Annotated in this window: 16 protein-coding genes; 9 read left to right on the forward strand and 7 right to left on the reverse strand. The window is 61.7% G+C overall.

Translation table 11 applies throughout. The annotated features are described in order from the left end of the window. Positions 1–2: 2 nt before the first annotated feature. The 3 genes from HME9302_RS02165 (at position 3) to HME9302_RS02175 (ending at position 3568) form a co-directional block, all read left to right on the forward strand. Positions 3–917 carry a sulfite exporter TauE/SafE family protein gene (locus tag HME9302_RS02165; RefSeq protein WP_115365646.1) on the forward strand — a complete coding sequence of 305 codons (915 nt, stop codon included), beginning with the start codon at positions 3–5 and terminating at the stop codon, positions 915–917. Between the two features lie 35 nt (positions 918–952). Next, complete coding sequence (locus tag HME9302_RS02170) at positions 953–1699, forward strand: TIGR02186 family protein (RefSeq protein WP_230080026.1); 747 nt, start codon at positions 953–955, stop codon at positions 1697–1699. Positions 1700–1834: 135 nt separating this feature from the next. Then, positions 1835–3568, forward strand: coding sequence for an ATP-binding protein (locus HME9302_RS02175; RefSeq protein ID WP_181815654.1), 1734 nt, complete (start codon positions 1835–1837; stop codon positions 3566–3568). A 6-nt stretch (positions 3569–3574) separates the two neighbouring features. Here the strand turns inward: HME9302_RS02175 and HME9302_RS02180 are convergent, their stop codons facing one another. Beyond that, on the reverse strand, positions 3575–4321 hold the full coding sequence (locus HME9302_RS02180; protein WP_115367407.1) for a 7-carboxy-7-deazaguanine synthase QueE: 747 nt from the start codon (positions 4319–4321) through the stop codon (positions 3575–3577). 7 nt (positions 4322–4328) lie between these two features. Next, positions 4329–7085 (reverse strand): valine--tRNA ligase, encoded by a 2757-nt coding sequence (locus tag HME9302_RS02185; protein WP_115365648.1) that lies wholly within the window; start codon positions 7083–7085, stop codon positions 4329–4331. A gap of 141 nt (positions 7086–7226) precedes the next feature. Between HME9302_RS02185 and HME9302_RS02190 the strand changes: the two genes are divergently transcribed. The 4 genes from HME9302_RS02190 (at position 7227) to HME9302_RS02205 (ending at position 10939) form a co-directional block, all read left to right on the forward strand. Further along, a complete protein-coding gene (locus tag HME9302_RS02190) occupies positions 7227–8351 on the forward strand; it encodes an MlaE family ABC transporter permease (protein WP_115365649.1) in 1125 nt (374 codons plus the stop codon). A 5-nt stretch (positions 8352–8356) separates the two neighbouring features. Then, complete coding sequence (locus HME9302_RS02195) at positions 8357–9310, forward strand: ABC transporter ATP-binding protein (RefSeq protein ID WP_115365650.1); 954 nt, start codon at positions 8357–8359, stop codon at positions 9308–9310. Positions 9311–9320: 10 nt separating this feature from the next. Next, a complete protein-coding gene (locus HME9302_RS02200) occupies positions 9321–10289 on the forward strand; it encodes an MlaD family protein (protein WP_115365651.1) in 969 nt (322 codons plus the stop codon). A gap of 65 nt (positions 10290–10354) precedes the next feature. Continuing rightward, complete coding sequence (locus HME9302_RS02205; RefSeq protein WP_115365652.1) at positions 10355–10939, forward strand: ABC-type transport auxiliary lipoprotein family protein; 585 nt, start codon at positions 10355–10357, stop codon at positions 10937–10939. A gap of 48 nt (positions 10940–10987) precedes the next feature. Here the strand turns inward: HME9302_RS02205 and HME9302_RS02210 are convergent, their stop codons facing one another. The 5 genes from HME9302_RS02210 to crcB are packed head-to-tail and all read right to left on the reverse strand — an operon-like array spanning position 10988 to position 14262. Beyond that, positions 10988–11692 (reverse strand): ATP12 family chaperone protein, encoded by a 705-nt coding sequence (locus tag HME9302_RS02210; RefSeq protein ID WP_115365653.1) that lies wholly within the window; start codon positions 11690–11692, stop codon positions 10988–10990. After that, on the reverse strand, positions 11689–11904 hold the full coding sequence (locus HME9302_RS02215) for a hypothetical protein (protein WP_115365654.1): 216 nt from the start codon (positions 11902–11904) through the stop codon (positions 11689–11691). Before HME9302_RS02215 ends, HME9302_RS02210 begins: the two co-directional genes overlap by 4 nt. Further along, the gene (locus tag HME9302_RS02220; RefSeq protein WP_115365655.1) at positions 11901–12557 is read right to left on the reverse strand and encodes an HAD-IA family hydrolase; all 657 of its coding nucleotides are present in this window, start codon (positions 12555–12557) and stop codon (positions 11901–11903) included. The genes HME9302_RS02215 and HME9302_RS02220 overlap by 4 nt, the downstream gene beginning before the upstream one ends. After that, positions 12557–13858 carry an RluA family pseudouridine synthase gene (locus HME9302_RS02225; RefSeq protein WP_115365656.1) on the reverse strand — a complete coding sequence of 434 codons (1302 nt, stop codon included), beginning with the start codon at positions 13856–13858 and terminating at the stop codon, positions 12557–12559. The genes HME9302_RS02220 and HME9302_RS02225 overlap by 1 nt, the downstream gene beginning before the upstream one ends. Next, positions 13855–14262 (reverse strand): fluoride efflux transporter CrcB, encoded by a 408-nt coding sequence (gene crcB, locus HME9302_RS02230; RefSeq protein ID WP_115365657.1) that lies wholly within the window; start codon positions 14260–14262, stop codon positions 13855–13857. Before crcB ends, HME9302_RS02225 begins: the two co-directional genes overlap by 4 nt. 272 nt (positions 14263–14534) lie before the next feature. Here crcB and rpsU point away from each other — a divergent pair, with 272 nt between their 5' ends. Together rpsU and HME9302_RS02240 are read left to right on the forward strand one after the other, a co-directional pair. Further along, positions 14535–14738, forward strand: a complete 204-nt coding sequence (gene rpsU / locus HME9302_RS02235) for a 30S ribosomal protein S21 (protein WP_115365658.1) — start codon at positions 14535–14537, stop codon at positions 14736–14738. A 168-nt stretch (positions 14739–14906) separates the two neighbouring features. After that, on the forward strand, positions 14907–15512 hold the full coding sequence (locus tag HME9302_RS02240) for an FKBP-type peptidyl-prolyl cis-trans isomerase (protein WP_115367408.1): 606 nt from the start codon (positions 14907–14909) through the stop codon (positions 15510–15512). Positions 15513–15517: the final 5 nt, after the last annotated feature.

The raw sequence follows: 15517 nt of genomic DNA on the forward strand, positions 1-15517 counted from the left end.
TGATGGACGTTTATCTTCCCATTGCGAACTTGTCCGTAAACGGCCTCTTCATTGTCGCTCTGGGTGCGCTGACGGGGGTTCTGTCCGGACTGTTTGGCGTGGGTGGGGGGTTCCTGACCACTCCGTTGTTGATCTTCTATGGCGTGCCGCCGACCGTGGCTGCCGCCAGTGCATCGACCCAGGTGACCGGCGCGAGCGTTTCGGGTGTGCTGGCTCACAATCGGCGCGGCGGGGTCGATTACCAGATGGGCGGAGTACTTGTCGCAGGCGGCATTGTCGGCGCGGTTTTCGGTGCACTGTTATTCCGGTTTTTTACCGCAATCGGCCAGATCGACGTGGTCATCAACATCCTGTATGTCGTGATGTTGGGTACGATCGGATCACTGATGATGCGCGAGGCTTGGCAGGCCATCCGCGGACCGCGCGATGGAGAAAAACCACGCGTGGCCAAGCGCCGGCACCACCCGCTGGTCGCGGTCCTGCCGCTGCGCTGGCGATTCTACAAATCCGGCCTTTACATTTCCCCTCTCGCCCCCCTGCTGCTGGGCGTGATCGTAGGCACGCTGACCTTGCTGATGGGCGTGGGCGGCGGGTTTATTCTTATTCCCGCCATGCTCTATATCCTCGGCATGAGCGCCAAGGTCGTGGTGGGTACATCGCTGTTCAATATTCTGTTCGTCACCATGGCGACGACGATGGTTCACGCGCTGACCACCAAATCGGTCGATATCGTTCTGGCTGGTTATTTGTTGCTGGGATCGGTCATAGGCGCGCAATTCGGTACGCAGATCGCGCAGAAAGCCAAACCTGAAATTCTGCGCTTCATTCTGGCAGCGATCGTGCTGGCCGTGGCCGTCCGAATGCTGATCGGTCTGAGTTATCAACCCGATGAAATCTTTACGGTGGTCGGCCTGTGAAGGGACTGCTGGTCATCCTCGCGCTGCTGCTGACGCTGATTCAGCCTGCCAACGCTCAAACCGCGCCGCCGCGCCCGGATCGTGATCCCGTGCTGGTGCCGCAGGTCTCGCAGCCCGAAGTGCGCGTGCGGCAGGGTTTCACGGGTACGGAATTGTTGTTGTTCGGGGCTGTGCTCGACCCACGCGGGCAGCGAGGTAGCGATTACGATATCGTAGTCGTGCTGAAAGGCCCGACCGAGGCGATCCGCATTCGCGAAAAGGAACAGATCGGCGGTATCTGGATCAATGCCGAAAGCACCGATTTCCGCAGCGCGCCGTCATTCTTCGCAGTCGCTTCGTCGCGGCCGTTGGACCAGATCGTGGATGAACGCACGGCGGCAATTTTCGAGCTGGGCCTCGATTACCTGCAGCTTTCGCCCAGTGGTCTGATCGATCCGGAAGCTCAGGCGAAATTCACCGAAGGCCTGGTCGATCTTCGCCGGCGGCAGGGCCTGTTCAAGGAAGATATGGACGGCGTGACCATCAAGGAACGGGTTCTGTATCAGGCGCGCATCCAGTTGCCATCCAATGTCACGACAGGCCTGTATACGGCAGAAACCTTTGCAGTATCGGGCGGACAGGTAATCGCCAGCGCGGTTGCCGATGTGGAAGTGAAGAAGGTGGGATTCGAACGCTTCGTCGAGGTGAATGCCCAAACGCGCGGCTTCTGGTACGGTCTGATTGCGGTCATGCTGTCCATCGCCATGGGCTGGATCGCGGGTCGTCTGTTTGCGATGGTATGATGCGGACGACAGGCGTCGGTCAGGCGTCGCACGGGCGTGCCCGGTAATGCGCGCAGTTTTTCCTACTATTGACGCGAAGTTAACCTTCGCATCGTAGCGATCGTCCCAGCGATTTTATGCGTATGGGGCGTAAGCATGAACGATATGAGCAACCAGAATTTTGCCGCAGCGGGTCAGGCCCATGCCGGGACCGAACCGCGACCGGCACCGGCGCAACCGCAGATACAAACACCTGCAGAGCCGCAAGCCGTAACGGCTCCAGCAGACAACGCCAGCCAGCCGATCGGTGTCGTGCTGGAGATCAGCGGGGCCGGATCGCAAATCGCCATCGACCTTGAGCGCCTGAACGAATGCATGGCTGACGAAGATCCATCGATCGCCCTGGCCGGGCAGGTCGGTAGCCAGATCAAGATCCGCGTTGGCGATAGCTGGCTGCTCGCCAATGTCCGCAACCAGCGTCAGGACCGGCGGCAGGGCGGCGGCATTATTGCCAATATCGATTTCCTGGGTGAGGGTGCGGAGGAAAAGCTGACGGGCCGTATCCATTCCTTCCGGCGCGGTGTCACCCGCTATCCGGTGCCGGGGGCATTGATCTATCCGGCCACTACTGCCGATCTGAAACAAATCTACGCTAGCGACGGCCGGTCCAACATCCAGATTGGCAAGGTCTACCCGACGAAGGACATTCGCGCCGGATTGTATATCGATGCCATGCTGGGCAAACATTTCGCGCTGCTTGGGTCGACCGGTACCGGTAAATCCACCAGTGCCGCCTTGATCCTGCACCGCATTTGCGAAGCAGCGCCGCAGGGTCACATCGTAATGATCGATCCGCATGGCGAATATTCGGCCGCGTTCAAGACTAATGGCCAGCTGCTCGACGTGTCGAACCTCAACATGCCGTACTGGTTGATGAACTTTCAGGAACATTGCGAAGTCTTGCTGACCTCGACGGGGAACGAGCGGCAGGTGGACGCCGATATTCTCGCCAAGTGTTTGCTGCGTGCCCGTTCGAAAAATCGGCTGGCGGAAAGCATCGGCCAGATCACGGTCGACGCGCCGATCCCTTATCTGCTCAGCGATCTGTCGAACGAAATCCAGAACGAGATGGGTCAGCTCGACAAGGCTACGTCCAGCGCGCCCTATATGCGGGTGAAAAACAAACTCGAGGAAGTGAAAAACGATCCGCGCTACCAGTTCATGTTTTCCGGCATGCTGGTGGGTGACACTATGGCCGATTTCCTTTCCAGAATATTTCGGATGCCCAGCGCCGGCAAACCGATTTCAATCATCGATGTGTCGGGCGTGCCGTCCGACATTACGTCGACCGTGGTGGCCGTGCTCAGCCGGTTGGTGTTCGACTTCGCCATTTGGGGGCGTGAGGAAAAGACCACGCCGATCCTGCTCGTGTGCGAGGAAGCCCATCGGTATGTGCCAAGCGAGGCCAAGGCCGATGGCAGCAGCGTTGGCGATATCCTGTCCAAGATCGCCAAGGAAGGCCGGAAATATGGCATTTCGCTGGGCCTCATCACCCAGCGCCCTTCCGATCTGGCCGAAGGGGTGCTGTCGCAATGCGGCACCATCATCTCGATGCGCCTGAACAACGACCGCGACCAGGCCTTTGTGAAGGCCGCCATGCCGGAAGGCGCGCGCGGGTTTCTCGATTCCATCCCTGCGCTGCGCAATCGGGAATGCATCATTTGCGGTGAAGGTGTGGCTATCCCGATCAGGGTCAGTTTCGACAATCTTGAAGAGATCAAGCGTCCCGCTTCCGAAGATCCCAGCTTTACCGAGCTGTGGCAGCAATCGGGCGGCGAGGAAGACGCGGTGGAGCGGATCGTTCAGCGCTGGCGCAGCCAGAACAAGTAAGCTCCATCAGGTGCCGCGTGTATCCCCGAACAGGTGGATGTGCAGGCGGTCGCTCAGACGGAAACCGTGTTCGAGACATAGTGGCACCAGCCACTCCTCGCGCGCGCGGAGCGTCTCGCTGGCCGTACCCTCGGGCATCAGAAACACGCGCGCCGGGGGTATACCGAACCGGCGGACCAATGCGGCTGCCTCGTCCACATCTGCGGGGCTGGCGCATACGAACTTGAAGAACGCCCGCGGTTCGGCGGCATAGGCGGCCATCCGATCCGGCAAGATCGCAGCCGCCGGGTCGTTGCCGCTATGGGCAAGTTTCGGGCTGACGTTGTACTGGTCAATGCGCGCATCCAGTGCAGGCGGTGCCGTGGTGGTACCATTGGTTTCCACTTCCACGGTCAAATTGGGAAGCAGGCAAGCCAGACGTTCCAGCATTCGGCTCAACGCGGACGCTTGCAGCAACGGTTCGCCGCCGGTGACAATAAGGCGGTCCTGTCCCAGTCCGGCAATACGCGCCGCGACGTCAGCCTCATCCAACGTCAGCTGGTTTGCCTTGCGCGCAAAGGTTTCTCCGCTGCGGTGAGGGCGATCGTCGCCGGCAAAATGCCATGTATAAGCGGTATCGCACCAGACGCAGGCGAGGTTGCAGCGCGACAGCCGCACGAATGTGCAGGGGCTGCCCGCGCTTGGCCCTTCACCCTGCACCGAGGCGAAGATTTCTGGTTCGCCGGGGGCCTGTGTGGCAAGGACCAGCGGCATCGCCTGCTTAGCCCAACCGGGCCAGCGCGTTTTGCAGCCGGTCCATTTCCGCGGCATGATGCGCCCGGTCGGCGTGCGCCTTCTCCACCGCTTCGGGTTTGGCGCGGTCGACAAAATTCGCGTTGGAAAGCCTGCCGTCGAGCGACTTTACTTCCTTTTCCGAAACAGCCAGCGCCTTTTCAAGCCGCGCTTTTTCAGCGTCGATATCGATGACGCCTTCCAGCGGTACGATCACGACATCGCCTGCTGCACCGATCTGCATGGCGGGTCCGTCCGGAGCGTCGCCGACCGTCATCGGCGTCAACCGGGCGAGCCGTTCGATGGCGGCGGCGCTGCGATCGATCACACGCTGGGCTGTCGCCGAAGGGGCCGGGATGAACGCTGCCAGCTTGGCTCCGGGCGATATCCCAAGTTCGTTTTTCGCGCCGCGCACCGCCGTCGTCAGTGCGATCACCCAATCGATGGACTCGACCGCCTCGGCATCCACCTCGGCCTGCGGCTCAGGCCACTTGGCGGTGATGATCGGATAGTCGCCGCGGTCGCCCTGCTTCGACCAGAGTTCTTCCGTCACGAACGGCATGAACGGGTGCAGCATGACCAAAATCTGGTCGAGCGCCCAACCAGCCACCGCGCGGGTTTCCTGCGCGACAGGATTGTCGCCTTCGCCTTGCAACACCGGCCCTTCGACTGGGCTCAGGACAGGCTTGATCAGTTCCAGATACCAGTCGCAGAACCGATCCCAGGTGAAATGGTAAATCAGACTTGCCGCCGCATCGAAGCGCAGGTCGGCCAGCGCCTGTTCCAGCGCGGTGACGGTTTTGGCGACCTCCCCAATGATCCAGCTGTTGACTGCCAGTTTTGCCGCAGGAGCCGCAATCTGCGTGCTCGCGCCAATGCCGTTTGATTGGCAGAAGCGGGCGGCATTCCACAACTTCGTGGCGAAGTTGCGATACCCCTCCACCCGCTTTTCGTCCATCTTGATGTCGCGGCCCTGGCTTTCCATCGATGCCATGAAGAAGCGAAGCGCATCGGCACCGTATTGGTCGATCAGGCCCAGCGGGTTCACGACATTGCCTTTGGACTTGGACATTTTCTGGCCATCGGCAGCGCGCACCAGCCCGTGCAGATACAGCTTCGGCCAAGGGTTCTGCCCGGTCAGGTGCCGACCCATCATCATCATCCGCGCATCCCAGAAGAACAGGATGTCGAAGCCGGAAATCAAAAGGTCGTTGGGATAATGTTTCTGCACAAGGTCGGTGCTTTCCGGCCAGCCAAGCGTGGCAAAGGGCCACAAAGCGCTGGAGAACCATGTGTCGAGCACGTCTTCGTCCTGCGACAGCGATATTCCTTCGCCCGCCAGAGCCTGCGCTTCGGCCTCGGTTTCAGCCACGAAGACATTACCGTCAGCGTCGAACCAGGCGGGAATCCGGTGGCCCCACCATAACTGACGCGACACGCACCATGGCTGGATGTTGTCCATCCAGTTGAAGAACGTCTTTTCCCAGCTCTTGGGCACGATCTCGACTTCGCCGGACTTCACCGCCTCGATTGGTGCCTTGGCCAGCGTCTCTGCGTCGACATACCATTGATCGGTCAGCCATGGTTCGATGACCACACCGCCGCGGTCGCCGAAAGGAGTGGCGATGGTACGCGGTTCGGCGTCATGTTCGACCTCCTCGCCATCCTTGTTTTTCGTCCTGTGCGGGATGAGGAAACCGTCGGCTTTCAACCGCGCGACAACCGCTTCGCGCGCGCCATCCATGCCGTCCCGCCTGAACCGGTGGAGGCCGATGAATTCCTGCGGGATCAGCCCGTCCGCTACTTGCGTGACGTTTGCTTCGCCATCCAGCATGTTGAGCATGTCGGCTGGTGCAAACCCCGCTCGCTTGCCGACGTCGAAATCGTTGAAATCATGGCCCGGCGTAATCTTGACCGCCCCCGAACCCAGTTCCGGATCGGCATGCTCATCCGCCACGATAGGTACGCGCCTGCCGGTTATGGGCAGCACTACGTGTTTGCCGACAACACTGGCATAGCGTTCGTCCGACGGGTGCACCGCCACGGCCATATCGGCCAGCATGGTTTCGGGCCGCGTCGTGGCAACTTCGATGAAGTCCTCGCCGGAATCCAGCGTGGCTCCGTCCGCCAGTGGGTAGCGAAAATGCCAGAAGCTGCCCTTGACGTCCTGAGTCTCGACCTCGAGATCGGAAATAGCGGTTTTCAGCTTCGGGTCCCAGTTTACCAGCCGTTTGTCGCGGTAGATCAGGCCGTCCTTGTGCAGGCGCACAAACACTTGGGTGACTGCGGCGGAGAAGTGCGGGTCCATGGTGAACTGTTCCCTGGACCAGTCCATCGAACAGCCCAGCCGCCGCAGCTGCTGCGTAATCGTGCCGCCGCTTTCCTCCTTCCATTCCCACACCTTGGCCACGAAATCCTCGCGGCTGTAATTGGTGCGCTTGTCCTGCTTTTCCTCCAGTTGGCGCTCCACCACCATTTGCGTAGCGATACCGGCATGATCGGTGCCGACGACCCACAGCGCATCCTTGCCGCGTAGCCGCTCGTACCGGATCATGATATCCTGCAACGTGTTGTCGAGCGCGTGGCCGATATGCAGGCTGCCCGTTACGTTGGGCGGCGGATTGACGATAGTGTATGGCTCCGCATCGGTGCGGTCGGGGCGGAACAGGCCGTTCGCTTCCCAATGCTGGTACCAGTGCGCCTCGATGGCGGAGGGATTGAATGTGGTGGAAAGCTCGGTTGTCATGGCCGCGCCATGCCAGCCGCGCCGCCGCTTCGCAACGCGAAAGCGCGCTGCTGCGCCCTATCCTTCAGCCGTTATCCATCGGCGCGCATAAGGGCGTCGCCGCTTGGCAAGCCGATGAATTCGCGGCATAGGCAGGCGGATATGGCGGGTGCAGCAAGTTTCACGGTTGTCGAAGACGGCGAGGGCGGCTCCGCAGTACATCTGTCGGGCCCGTATCTGGTGTCCACAATCGGCGCAGTCGATCATGATTTGCGCGAGCTCGACCACGGGTCCGGCGGCGGCATTTCCCGCGTGGACCTTTCTAAGATTACGGAAATCGACACGGTCGGCGCATGGGCGGCCAGCCGTCTGGCAAGCGAACACGATGCCGCGATCGTCGGCGCGAACGAGCGGGCAGACCGGCTGCTCCACGCGGTCGGGCAGAGCGAAAACGATGCCGATCTCCGCCCTGATCGGCCAATGGTTTTCACCCGCGTTGCGCATACGACCGGCGAAATTATGGCAGATTTCCGCGTCGGGCTCCGGCAGATCGTCGGGTTCCTAGGGCAGTTGCTGCTCGCGACACTCAGCATCATCCGTCATCCCCGCCGGTTCCGCGTCAAGGCGTTCGTGCGGCAGATGGAACTGGTCGGCGTCAGCGCACTACCTATTGTCGGGCTAATGAGCTTCCTGATCGGTATCGTCATCGCACAACAAGGGGCGACACAGCTTGCGGCTTTCGGTGCGGAAACCCTCACCGTTAATCTGGTGGGCCGTATAACGTTACGCGAACTGGGCGTGCTAATGACCGCGATCATGGTCGCGGGCCGGTCTGGTTCCGCTTTCGCCGCGCAGATCGGCACGATGAAGCTGACCGAGGAAGTCGACGCAATGCGAACCATCGGCATTTCCCCGACCGAGGCATTGATTATCCCGCGTATCATGGCGTCGGTATTGATGATGCCGCTGCTGGGCTTCTACGCCGCCTGCATGGCAATCGTCGGCGGCGCAGTGGTGGCCGACCTGTCGCTGGGCATCCCGTTTTTGAACTTCCTCCAGCGTATTCAGGAGGTTGTACCGACTTACGATCTGTGGGTCGGATTGATCAAGGCACCGGTGTTCGGGCTGATCGTGGCCATCGCCGGTTGCTATCAGGGGATGCAGGTGGAAGGCGATTCCGAACAGGTCGGCGCGCGCACGACCAAAGCGGTGGTGCAGGCCATCTTCACCGTCATCGTGCTGGATGCGTTTTTCGCAGTGTTCTTCACGAATGTGGGCTGGGAATAGGGGCCATGGACAAGGCGGACATCACCCAGACCGACATAGATCAGAACGGCAACGACCAGAACGGCATCGTCCAGGCTGGTGTTGAGGAATACCAGTATGATCCGGAAAATCCCGGACGTCATGAACGGTTTCGCGGCAAGCATCCGGTAGTGGTCGAGGGACTGGTGAATCGCTTCGGTGACTTTGCGGTCCATGAAGGGTTGGACCTTAAGGTCAATCGCGGGGAGATTCTTGGCGTGGTGGGCGGGTCCGGCACCGGCAAGTCGGTTCTGATGCGTTCGGTCATCGGCCTCCAGCAACCGGAAGCCGGCAGTGTCGAGGTGTTTGGCCGGTCCATTACATCGGCAGAACCGGACGAGGATATCGGCGTCCGCAACCGCTGGGGCGTATTGTTCCAGGGCGGGGCGCTGTTTTCCACGCTGACGGTGGGCGAGAACGTGCAGGTTCCACTGAAGCAGTTCTATCCCGAGCTGGAGCCGGACACGCTGCGTCAGATCGCGCAATACAAGGTCGTGATGAGCGGGCTGCCTCCCGAGGCGGCGGCGAAATATCCCTCGGAACTGTCCGGCGGGATGAAGAAGCGTGCCGGCCTCGCCCGCGCGCTGGCGCTGGATCCTGAACTGCTGTTTCTGGACGAACCGACAGCCGGGCTCGATCCGATCGGCGCTGCCAAGTTCGACCAGCTGACCCGCGAATTGCAGGAAACGCTTGGTCTGACGGTGTTTCTCATCACCCATGACCTCGATACGCTATACGAGATTTGTGACCGGGTTGCGGTGCTGGCCGATAAGCAGGTCATCGCCGTGGGCACCATTCCCGAACTACTGGAAACGGAACACCCGTGGATCCAGGAATATTTCAACGGTCCGCGTGGGCGGGCAGCACAGGCGAGCAAAAGCCGCGCCGACAGGCACCAGCACCTCGCGGGCGTAGACAACACTGCGCCGGGCGGGGCATAGGACAAACGACATGGAAACACGGGCAAATCACGTTTGGGTCGGCGCCGTAACGCTGCTGCTGCTGGGCGCTCTGGCACTCTTCATCGTGTGGCTCGCCCGGCTGGGGCAGGGCGACCAGAAGGAGTACGACATCTTCTTCAAACAGTCCGTCGCAGGGCTCGCCAAGGGATCGCAGGTGACGTTTGCCGGTGTGCCTGTGGGCCAGGTGAGCGACATCAACCTGTCCGAGCGCGATCCCAGCTACGTACGGGTGCGGGTGAAGGTGCAAGAGGAAGTGCCAATCCTGGTGGGTACGTTCGCCACCATGCAATCCAGCTTCACCGGCGTATCGACCATCCTGCTCGATGGCGCGCGCAAGGATGCGCCCGAAATCACGTGCGAGACGACCGCCTGCACCGAAGGCGTGCCGATCATTCCGCCCAAGGCAGGTGGCTTTGGCGAAATCCTTGCCAATGCCCCACTCCTGCTGGAACGGGTTGCCACCCTGACCGAGCGGATGACGCAGTTGCTGGATGAGCGAAACCAGGGCGAGATCGCCGGAATCCTCGCCAACACCAACAAGATGACAAACGATTTCGCGCGCGCCACACCGCAGGTAGAGCGGACGCTGGCCGAATTGCAGGTCACCTTGCGAGAAGCGAGCGAGGCACTGGACGGGTTTGAATCCGTAACTCGTTCGTCCGACCGGTTGCTCAATCAGGAAGGCGCGGCGCTTGCCGGCGAATTGCGCAAGACGCTCGCCACCGCAAACGCTACGCTCGGGACTGCGGACGAGGCTGCCAAAACGCTCAATCGAACGCTGGCTTCCGCGCAGCCTGCCATGAACCAGCTCAACACGAAAACGCTGCCGGCAGCCAATGAAACGCTGGAAAGCCTGCAGGCCACCAGCAAAGCGCTGAGAAACATCACCGAGAAGCTGGAAACCGAGGGTGCAAGTTCGCTCCTCGCAAGCCAGCCGACACCGGATTACGAACCATGATTGCCACCTCGACCGCGCACGCTACCGCCCCGAACAGGACGCGATCCACCATAGGAAGGCCCGCTATGCGACGTTTCGCCGCCACCTTAGCCATTACCGCCAGCCTGGCACTGTCGGGTTGCATCAGTTTCGGGCCGGACGTGCCGGATAACCTACTGACCTTGACGCCGACTGCGGTGGCACCTGCCGGCGCTGGTACGGTAGGTACCGCCGCGCAGGCCATCGAAATCGGCGAACTGGAAGCGCCCGCCAAACTTTCGGTTACGCGCGTTCCAGTTCAGGTCGACGCGACGAAGGTCGCTTATCTGAAGGACGCTGTCTGGGTCGAACGCCCCGTGCATCTGTTCCGCGGCCTTGTAGCTGAAACTATCCGCACCCGCAGTGGCCGGGTGGTGGTCGATGGCGATAGTTCCGGCATCAGCCCCGAATCCATCGTTACCGGCACTTTGCGCGAATTCGGCTACGACGCGCCGACAAGCTCGGTGGTGGTGCGGTTCGATGCAGTACGCCAAGGCGGACCGGGCGCAGTGCAGACCCGCCGTTTCGAAACGCGCGTGACAGGCGTTTTGCCCGAAGCCGGTCCCGTGGGTGAAGCGCTTAACGTGGCCGCGAATGATATTGCCGAACAAGTCGCGGATTGGGTCGGCTGACGCGTAATAGGAAGCGTCCTTCGGGGCGCCTTGTTCGGCAAAACCAGTTCAGGAAGACTGGGTGGCGATCAGTTTCGCGAAAAGAGCAGCGCGCCTGAACGCTTCGCGCCGTTCTGCATTGCGCTGTTCGGCCTCCTCGTCCCGACCCCAAAGCCGCGCCTGCCATTCCTCCTCGAGATGCGCCGCGCTCCACAGGGCATCGATATCGCTACCGGGTTTCATCGCGGCAATTCCAATACAAAGCGAGGCCGCGAGCGAGGCGGCGGTATGCAATGCCGTAAGTTCGAACTGCCCCAGGGCCAGCAGGCGGCGGTGCAGCGTTGCAATCGTTTCATCCGGCTGGGCATGGTGCATAATTCCGCTGACCCGCGCGAAGCGCACGCCCTCCGCATCCTCGAACGCCGTCAGCAGCGGATCCCAGACCTTCTCCTGTTCGGCCAGCAAGGCATCCCCCGGATCGGCGCGGTAACACAGCGTATCGGTTTCCGCGAAAGCGAGCGTCTTTGCCGCCAGCGCTGGCCTGTCGGCGGCGGCAACATCCAGCGCGAAGTCGGTCATGTCGCGCATGGGGAAGCGGGCAAGGTCCAGCGTCTCGCCCTGATCACGCCATTCCTGCGCCAGAGCCTCCGCCAGAGCGTGCGACGGGACGTTCTGCGCCGCGCCGCCCTGCCTACGGATCGCGCGGCCGTCCAGCAGCACCTGCCATCCATCCTTGCTGTCCGACACCGAAACCGTTTTGTAAAATCGCTTCATCGAGGTGGGCTTTTCCACCGGCGGGCGAGGATAAGCGGCAGGGCGGAAAATCCGAACGCGCCCGCGACTATCATGCCCCAGCCAAGCGCGTGTGGCAGCGCAATCCGTTCCATCACTACGAGCAGGCCGATCAAAACCAGCGCTACGCCGCCAAGCCGCAAGAGCCCGATTGCGAAGAAGCGTGCCTTGGCAGGATCATTGCCCCCGGTCACGCCAGCATAGCCTTCAATTCGTCCATCGTCTCCGCCACATCCTGCGCACCATAGGCCGTCAGTTCGTCAGCAGTGTGATAGCCCCATGCCACGCCCAATGCGCGCACCTGCGCCCCGCGCGCCATTTCCATATCGAAACTGGTGTCGCCGATCATGATAGCGTCGGCAGGTGTGGCGCCCGCATCGAACAACGCGGCTTCCAACATGGCCGGATGCGGTTTGGACGGGTGGCGGTCGGCGGTCTGCAGGCTGACAAACCAATCGCGAATGTCATGGGTTTCAAGACAGGAAATCAGGCCCCGGTCAGACTTGCCGGTGGCAACAGCCAGCGTCCAGCCATCGGCGCGTAACCCCGCCAGCAATTCGCGCATCCCGTCATATAGCGGTTCTTCCAGTCGACCTTCTGTGCGGGCGCTGCGGAAGCTGTCCTTGTAGGCTTCCACGATGCGATCCCGCATCGGTCGCTCCAGATCGGGCCGAAGGTTGCTGATAGCCTGCGGCAGGCTGAGACCCACGGCACGGCGGATGTCATTGCGCGCGGGAGCGGGCTGGTCGGCCTGTGCGAATGCGTATTCCATGCTGTCGCAAATCGCCGACTGACCATCGACCAGCGTGCCGTCGCAATCGAATACGGCGAGCCTGACGCCGTCCATCAGCGGCGCTTTTTCGGCGAGGGTTTGCGCCCGCGAGGCTTGGCAGGTTTGCCGCCTTTCGCAGCAGTTGCCACCGCACCGCGCGAGCGGCGATCGCCACGCTGCGATTTGCGGAACTGCTTAGCGTGCTGTTTGGCAGCCTGTTTCTTCTCGGCTTTGGTACGCTCTGCCGGTCCCTGTTCGGGCTGCGCATCGCTCATCGCGGGATCGAACCCGATCTGTTCCATGCTCGCGGCAAAGTGTTCGGGCAACGGCGCCACAACGTCCATTTTGAAGCCGGCCGGATGATCGATAATCAGGCGGCGGGCATGAAGATGCAGCTTGCGGCTGATGCTGCCGGTCAGCATGGCGTCCTGCCCGCCATATTTGCCATCGCCGACGATCGGGTGGCCGATAGCCGCCATATGGACACGAAGCTGGTGGGTACGGCCGGTCAGCGGTTGCAATTCCACCCATGACACGCGGTGCCCGGCTTTCTCGACCACGCGATAACGGGTCTTGGCGGACTGGCCCGCTTCTTCGTCGACATGCATTTTCTCGCCGCCCGATCCGGGTTGCTTGGCGAGCGGTGCGTCGATCGTGCCTTCGCGCACTTCGGGCACACCGACGACCAGGGCCCAATAGATCTTCTTGGCCCGCTGGGTGGAAAAGCGGCGGCTGAAAAACGATGCGCTGCCCGGTGTTCGCGCAGTAAGAAGAACGCCGCTGGTATCCTTGTCCAGCCGGTGGACGAGGCGCGGGCGGGGTGTTTCCTCGCCTTCCGTCTCGTCACCTTCGGGCACGAACGCATCCAGCATTCCATCGACATGTTTCGTCGTGCCGGTGCCGCCTTGCGTGGCAAGGCCGGGCACCTTGTTGAAAACGATGGCGGCGTCGTCCTCGTGCAGCACCATGGCCTTGATCTCGGCGCGGTCGGCTTCGGTCAACGGGCGGCGGACGCGCGGCTTGCGCGTGGTGGTTTCACCGCCGGGTGGTACGCGCAGGACCTGGCCTTCCTTCAGCCGATCCTCCGGCTTGGCGCGGCTACCATCCACGCGCAGCTGGCCGGTTCGCGCCCAGCGGGACACCATGGCGAAGCCGACCTTCGGCAAATGGCGTTTGAACCAGCGGTCGAGACGAATACCGGTATCGTCCGGGCCGACGGTAAACTGCCGCACATTGTCCGACGGTTTTGGGTCCGACGGTTTTGGGTCCGACGGTTTTGGGTCCGACGGTTTTGGGTCGGACGGTTTGGGGTTGGACGGCTTACCGGTCTTGCCTGCCTCGGTTTCGCCCATCTTAGTGTCAGGGGTATCGGTCATGCTGTGGCCCTTATGCCGATAAGGCCAAGATATAATGCGCCCAGACCGGCCGCCACGGATACTGCCGCATAGATCATGGCCAGCCCGGCCTGCCCGCGCTCGATCAGGCCGAGCATCTCAATGCTGAAACTGGAAAAGGTAGTGAACCCGCCAAGCAAACCCACGCCCAGCAGCAAGCGCCAGCTCTCTCCGCCGTCGCCCTGCCGCGCGAGCCAACCGACCAGCACACCCATGGCAAGGCTGCCGGCGACGTTCGCTGTCAGTGTAGCCCAAGGAAACGCGTCCATTACGCGCGGTCCGGCCATGGCTGTCATCCCCCGACCGAGAGAATAACGGACCGCAGCCCCCACCGCGCCGCCGATGGCGACGTACAGGGTTGCGGCAATTGGTGGCAGGGCGCTCATGCACGGCCCTTAGACAGTCGCCGCGATTGGCGAAACCCTGTATGACGTTTGCGGCGCGTCGATGCTGTTCGATATTGGCCCCAATGTTATTGCCAAGCGGGCGCAGAATCGCTATGCCCTGCCTCGTCAGGTGCCGCTCCGTCTTTGGCGCGGCGCTTTTTTGTTGGAAATTCAAGGCCTCGTCCCGCGTGTGGCACACTCGCGGGGTTTGGCCTGTTGCGGCGTAAAGGGCCTCTGGCCCCGGGTCGAAAGTTCGAAAGGCAGATTACTCGATGCAGATCATGGTTCGCGATAACAATGTCGATCAGGCCCTCCGTGCGCTCAAGAAGAAGCTGCAACGCGAAGGTGTTTATCGCGAAATGAAGCTGCGCCGCCATTACGAAAAGCCGAGCGAGAAGCGCGCCCGTGAAAAGGCTGCTGCCGTGCGGCGTGCCCGCAAGCTGGAACGCAAGCGTATGGAACGCGACGGGGTATAGAATTTACGCCGTCCGGCACGCGCGACACCTGCCGGTGTTGCTTGCGCGCCATGCATAAATAAGCGAAAGGGCGCGGGAGAAATCCTGCGCCCTTTCGCGTTGCCCGGCCTTTCCAGAGGCATGCGGCGCGAACCGCATCCGATACAGTATCCGATACAAAGGCTCACCATGACCGAGATTACCCGCGTACCGCTCCAGCCGATCGCCAAGGGGTCGCTGACCAAATTGTGGCTCGGCGTGGCGGCTGTCCTGCTGCTTGCGGCAGGGCTTGCCTGGGCCGCAGCGCCCAAGGGTCTGACGGTCGACACTCTGGTCGAGGGAACGGGCGACTTTGCGCAGCCGGGTGACGTGGTGTTCGTGGAATATGTCGGCAAACTGGCCGATGGCGAGGAATTCGACCGCTCTCGCCCGCTGCCGATCCCGCCAGGCCTGCTGCCCGAGGGTACTCCCTTCCCGTTGGAGGAAGGCGCGACCATTCCCGGTTTTTACGAAGGGCTGCAAAAGGTTCGCAAGGGCGGTAAATACGTCCTCAATATCCCCAGCGAAATGGCCTATGGGGCCGAACCGCCCGAGGGCGCCCCGATTCCGCCCAATGCCGATCTGACGTTCGAAGTCGAAGTGAACGAGATCATGTCACAGGCCGACTTCGAACAGAAGGTCATGGCTATTCAGCAGGCCATGGCACAGCAGGGGCCGCCGCCGGGAGCCGACGGAGGCCCGAATGCGCCCGCCAATCCGCAACCTGTGCCGCAATCCCCACCGCAAGGGCAGTAAGCGCC

The sequence above is a fragment of the Alteripontixanthobacter maritimus genome (genome assembly GCF_003340475.1).
GTDB classification, from domain to species: Bacteria; Pseudomonadota; Alphaproteobacteria; order Sphingomonadales; family Sphingomonadaceae; genus Alteripontixanthobacter; species Alteripontixanthobacter maritimus.

Coding starts and splice junctions, on each gene's coding strand:
- HME9302_RS02165 (WP_115365646.1), top strand. CDS start 3: ATGGACGTTTATCTTCCCATTGCGAACTTGTCCGTAAACGGCCTCTTC.
- HME9302_RS02175 (WP_181815654.1), top strand. CDS start 1,835: ATGAACGATATGAGCAACCAGAATTTTGCCGCAGCGGGTCAGGCCCAT.
- HME9302_RS02180 (WP_115367407.1), bottom strand. CDS start 4,321: ATGCCGCTGGTCCTTGCCACACAGGCCCCCGGCGAACCAGAAATCTTC.
- HME9302_RS02185 (WP_115365648.1), bottom strand. CDS start 7,085: ATGACAACCGAGCTTTCCACCACATTCAATCCCTCCGCCATCGAGGCG.
- HME9302_RS02190 (WP_115365649.1), top strand. CDS start 7,227: ATGGCGGGTGCAGCAAGTTTCACGGTTGTCGAAGACGGCGAGGGCGGC.
- HME9302_RS02195 (WP_115365650.1), top strand. CDS start 8,357: ATGGACAAGGCGGACATCACCCAGACCGACATAGATCAGAACGGCAAC.
- HME9302_RS02200 (WP_115365651.1), top strand. CDS start 9,321: ATGGAAACACGGGCAAATCACGTTTGGGTCGGCGCCGTAACGCTGCTG.
- HME9302_RS02205 (WP_115365652.1), top strand. CDS start 10,355: ATGCGACGTTTCGCCGCCACCTTAGCCATTACCGCCAGCCTGGCACTG.
- HME9302_RS02210 (WP_115365653.1), bottom strand. CDS start 11,692: ATGAAGCGATTTTACAAAACGGTTTCGGTGTCGGACAGCAAGGATGGA.
- HME9302_RS02220 (WP_115365655.1), bottom strand. CDS start 12,557: ATGGACGGCGTCAGGCTCGCCGTATTCGATTGCGACGGCACGCTGGTC.
- HME9302_RS02225 (WP_115365656.1), bottom strand. CDS start 13,858: ATGACCGATACCCCTGACACTAAGATGGGCGAAACCGAGGCAGGCAAG.
- crcB (WP_115365657.1), bottom strand. CDS start 14,262: ATGAGCGCCCTGCCACCAATTGCCGCAACCCTGTACGTCGCCATCGGC.
- rpsU (WP_115365658.1), top strand. CDS start 14,535: ATGCAGATCATGGTTCGCGATAACAATGTCGATCAGGCCCTCCGTGCG.
- HME9302_RS02240 (WP_115367408.1), top strand. CDS start 14,907: ATGACCGAGATTACCCGCGTACCGCTCCAGCCGATCGCCAAGGGGTCG.